At 49.3% G+C, this 3,656-nt stretch carries 5 protein-coding genes and 1 pseudogene; all 6 read right to left on the bottom strand.

Features of this window, described 5'->3' with window-relative positions; genetic code table 11:
- The coding region (locus tag V3U24_04455) for a DUF547 domain-containing protein (protein ID MEE9166699.1) at window positions 1-691 on the bottom strand (691 nt) is incomplete at its 3' end.
- Window positions 692-753: 62 nt separating this feature from the next.
- Window positions 754-1,431: a Crp/Fnr family transcriptional regulator gene (locus V3U24_04450; GenBank protein ID MEE9166698.1), complete on the bottom strand. Its 678-nt coding sequence runs from the start codon at window positions 1,429-1,431 to the stop codon at window positions 754-756.
- A gap of 383 nt (window positions 1,432-1,814) precedes the next feature.
- Window positions 1,815-2,249 (bottom strand): DUF6789 family protein, encoded by a 435-nt coding sequence (locus V3U24_04445; protein MEE9166697.1) that lies wholly within the window; start codon window positions 2,247-2,249, stop codon window positions 1,815-1,817.
- 184 nt (window positions 2,250-2,433) lie between these two features.
- Complete coding sequence (locus tag V3U24_04440; GenBank protein ID MEE9166696.1) at window positions 2,434-2,988, bottom strand: hemerythrin domain-containing protein; 555 nt, start codon at window positions 2,986-2,988, stop codon at window positions 2,434-2,436.
- Window positions 2,989-3,005: 17 nt separating this feature from the next.
- Window positions 3,006-3,191 (bottom strand): annotated as a pseudogene (locus tag V3U24_04435) (antiporter).
- Between the two features lie 42 nt (window positions 3,192-3,233).
- Window positions 3,234-3,656 (bottom strand): formate/nitrite transporter family protein (locus tag V3U24_04430; protein ID MEE9166695.1); only part of this gene is annotated, 423 nt, incomplete at its 5' end.

Genomic DNA, 3,656 nt, shown 5'->3' with positions numbered 1-3,656 from the left:
GTAGGTAACGGACTACGTATTCCAACAGACTCTCCCCGTTTGCCGTAAAATCTTTCCGGTACCATTTGAAAATCCGGGACAACCGTACCTCTTTTCGACCGTGATCGACCCGCACATCGCTTTCATTCCGTATGAACCGGGCAGTTCTCTCCTCCAGTTGTGCGTCGAGATCAGCCCCCGTCACCATTCTGTTTCCGAGAGGCGGACAACTGTTTGAGGCACAGCTAATAGCAAAGTGTATTCGGGGATCCCTGAATCTATTTCGCAGGATCCGGTGCTCAATGTGGTACAGCGTCATTTTTCTGCCACCCGCCTGAAACTTCCTGCGCCAGAATATCCCTTTTCCCCAGGTAATTTCACCCACACCTGCTATTCCCGGATGATCGACTACCGCCTTTATCACGAGAGCATTGTAAACGTTTATCCAGTAAGCTTTCTTCTCATCTTCGTTCATGAAGAGGTCAGGCCGGTTTTCTGGACTGACCTCCTTAACAAATCTTAGGAATTTCCCCAGTTGGGAAGGGCCCCTCCTTAACGACGTGTAATCGACACGACCCGTGGAATCGACGTAGGTCTCAAGGACTGAATCGAAGGCGTCAAAGGCAACATCCTGTGGGAGTAGTTCCGCCACTAGATCGGCGTTGTTATTTCCAATCATCATGATTAACCACGCTGAAAACAGAATTCCCATCTCTTCTGCAGCAGTTTACTTGGGATTAGTGACGCTAATCTGTCAATTGGGGGACAAATAGATTACTGGGACAGATCGGCGGAGGAGGTCTTGAAATACCGACGGGTGTACTTGATTTTTCCTTCCCTCACCAGCTCGTTCAGCGTGGAGTTTACCGTCTGCCGGGTGGTCGCCGTCAGATCTGCGATCTCCTGATGGGTGAGAAAAGGCCGTACCATCCACCCGTCCACGAGTCTCTTTCCATAAGTTTCCACGTAACGCTTCAAGAACGCGATCACGCGCTGTTTCGCATCTTTGAACACGAGATCCTCAACCTGTGCTTCAATTTTGCGAATTCGAAATCCAATGAACTTCGTCACACTGAGGGAAAGTCTCGGATTCCCTGCCATGAGCCCCTGGAACATCTCCTTGCTGATGGAACAAATGACGGCGTCCTCCACGACTTCGGCAATGTTTTCATGTGTCCCCTGCTCTAGGATTGCGCTCTCTCCAAAGATTTCACCCGGTCCTATGAGTTGAAGACTCGTGGAACGGCCGTCCTCGGAAATACGAGATATTTTGACCTTTCCCTCCTTGAGGAAATAGATGGTGTCACTGGGTTCATCCGGGAAGTAGATGATTTCACGTTTCTTGTCTTTTCGCATCTTACTGTGTTTATCTAGACTCATCATCGATTGTTTATCCAGAACCTTCAGCAGATTGAAGTTCTGCAGGTACCAGAGTTTTGTCCTCTCAGACATTGAACTCCCCTTTCATTTCACGAATGTGACCTTCTGACCTGAATTATTCATCAGCAAATATGAAATAAATGTTAAGTCGTAGTCAAACAAATTGATATGAACACATCCGTGATTCGCTGATGAATAATTCACCGAAGGCCGCCCAGGCGTGGTTAACCCCGCAGTCCCGAAAGTTTTCGGGACATGCGGCCCGAAGGGTGATTTATTCGTGAGCTCATGAATAAATCAGGCTAAAGATAGTTCATCCTGCCGATTGCTGCAAACCGGGATAGAGTATCCAGTTACGTTTTCACGTACTGAAAGACCGGGACGGCGAGTAAACTGCCGCCCCGGTGGGGAGTCAACTTACGTGGAGGAAATGACGTTACAGAAAGCTGGAAGGATCAGGACTCTGCGGCGTTACCGTCACCATAGACGAGGCCGGCGACGGCGCCGTAAGCCAGATGAGTCATGAGACTGCCGACGATCATTTTCACATCGCCGCCGGAGAACACTCCCATACCCATCATGGGTACCAACGTCAATTGGACCATGACAAACGGAATGAGTGCCCAGACAAGCCCCCGCTTCCAACTGTTAGACGGAAGTATGTTCAGGAAAAAGGCCCCGTATATTCCTGTCAGCACGATACCGATCATGAAATGCATGACCCAGCCTGTCCAGTAGGGCATTTTCACCATGGGGTTCATGGGCCCGAGCATCTGACCCATGTCCATTTTTGGCATGCCCATCATGGGACCGATTAATAATACGGCGGTGAAAGCCAGCGTGCCCGCAATACCGGCTATCACAGCCTTTTGGTAGTTTAAGCTTTTCATACTCACCCTCCTTTTGCCAGAATTTCGTTCATCTTTTTCGCTCATGCAATCACATTTTAGCGCAGTACGGGGACGTGAACTGTCAGCCAGCGGACACAAGAAGACTAATCAATTGTACCCTGACTGGAAGTCATTTCAGATATGGAAGGGTGCAACGTTTGTGCTCGGAGATATGATGACCCGGCTACGTTGCGTAGATGCTTTGAAGCTCTTCTAACAGCCTGTGAAACTTCTCGTGTTGACCTTCGCCCACCACTTCATGTTCCACCCGGTCAAAATCTTTCAAAAGCTCTGTCTGCCGGTCCAGTGGAATCGATGCGTCGGCCATGGGAAAGAGGACATTGTTTTCCTTGTCAATATGCTGTCTCAAGAGTTCTATGTAATGCTTTGCATTTTCGACGAATTGAGCGGAACTGCCAGGTTCACCCGGTGTGTAGCTTTTGGCACCTTCGGCCATTCCCTTTACGTATGCACGGCCGGTGTCGTGTTCAACCAGCATAACCCCGACAGGTCCTCCATGGCGGGGAATTCCCGCCTGTTCCATGGCGGGAAAAAGGTGCGCTTCTTCCTTCCCGTGATGACACTTGTCGGCAAACACTCTGAAAAACTCAATGATTTTGTCCGGATGTGTCGTGTCAACATCCTCTTCTGAATCCAACTTCTCACAAATTCTTTCCAAAATATCCAGCATTGACTGGATCGCCTCATGTTCCACTTTCAGCTGATCTGTGGGACTCATTATTCATCCTCTCGATATCATGGATTTTTCACATACGCATCAGGTCGCAGATAGAACCACCAGTTCAGTAGTAAGCATAGAACATAGAAAATGGCAAAACCATACAGGGCTTATTCGGGTGTGGTTGCATTGATCTGTTCTCCAAATACTTTGGGAATGATAAAGGCGCCATACGCTGCCACTGCCGATGTCCAACCGAGCACGGTAGCGATTCTATATTAGCAGCCGTCGGTTTTTCCAGGCTTTCAGGCTCTTCTTCTATATCCCGTATCTTCGTCGCCCGGACTCCTTCTAGTGTCAGAATACAGCCAGTAGCCGAGCGCCATGAACAGGCCGCCTGAAAGTAGATTACCGAGCGTTACCCAGAACAAATTATAGCCCATACCCAAGAGACTCACGGATTCGGGATGTTTGCCGAGAAGGGCAATGGAAAACAGTGTCATATTGGCAACGGAATGTTCAAACCCGGCGGCGATAAAGGCAAACAGGCACCAAAAGATAACAATCGCTTTGGCTACGTCGTTCTGTGTCCGTGCCGACATCCACAAGGCAAGGCAAACTAGCCAGTTGCAAAGTATGGCTCGTGCCAGGAGCTCAATAGCCGGCGCGTTCATTTTGGCGTTCACAACCTGGTTGAGGAAGGACGAGCTGTCATTGACCATTCCCGC

The organism is Candidatus Neomarinimicrobiota bacterium (genome assembly GCA_036476315.1).
Classification (GTDB): Bacteria; Fidelibacterota; Marinisomatia; order Marinisomatales; family S15-B10; genus JAZGBI01.
This window is presented reverse-complemented; position numbering and strand designations above follow the sequence as displayed.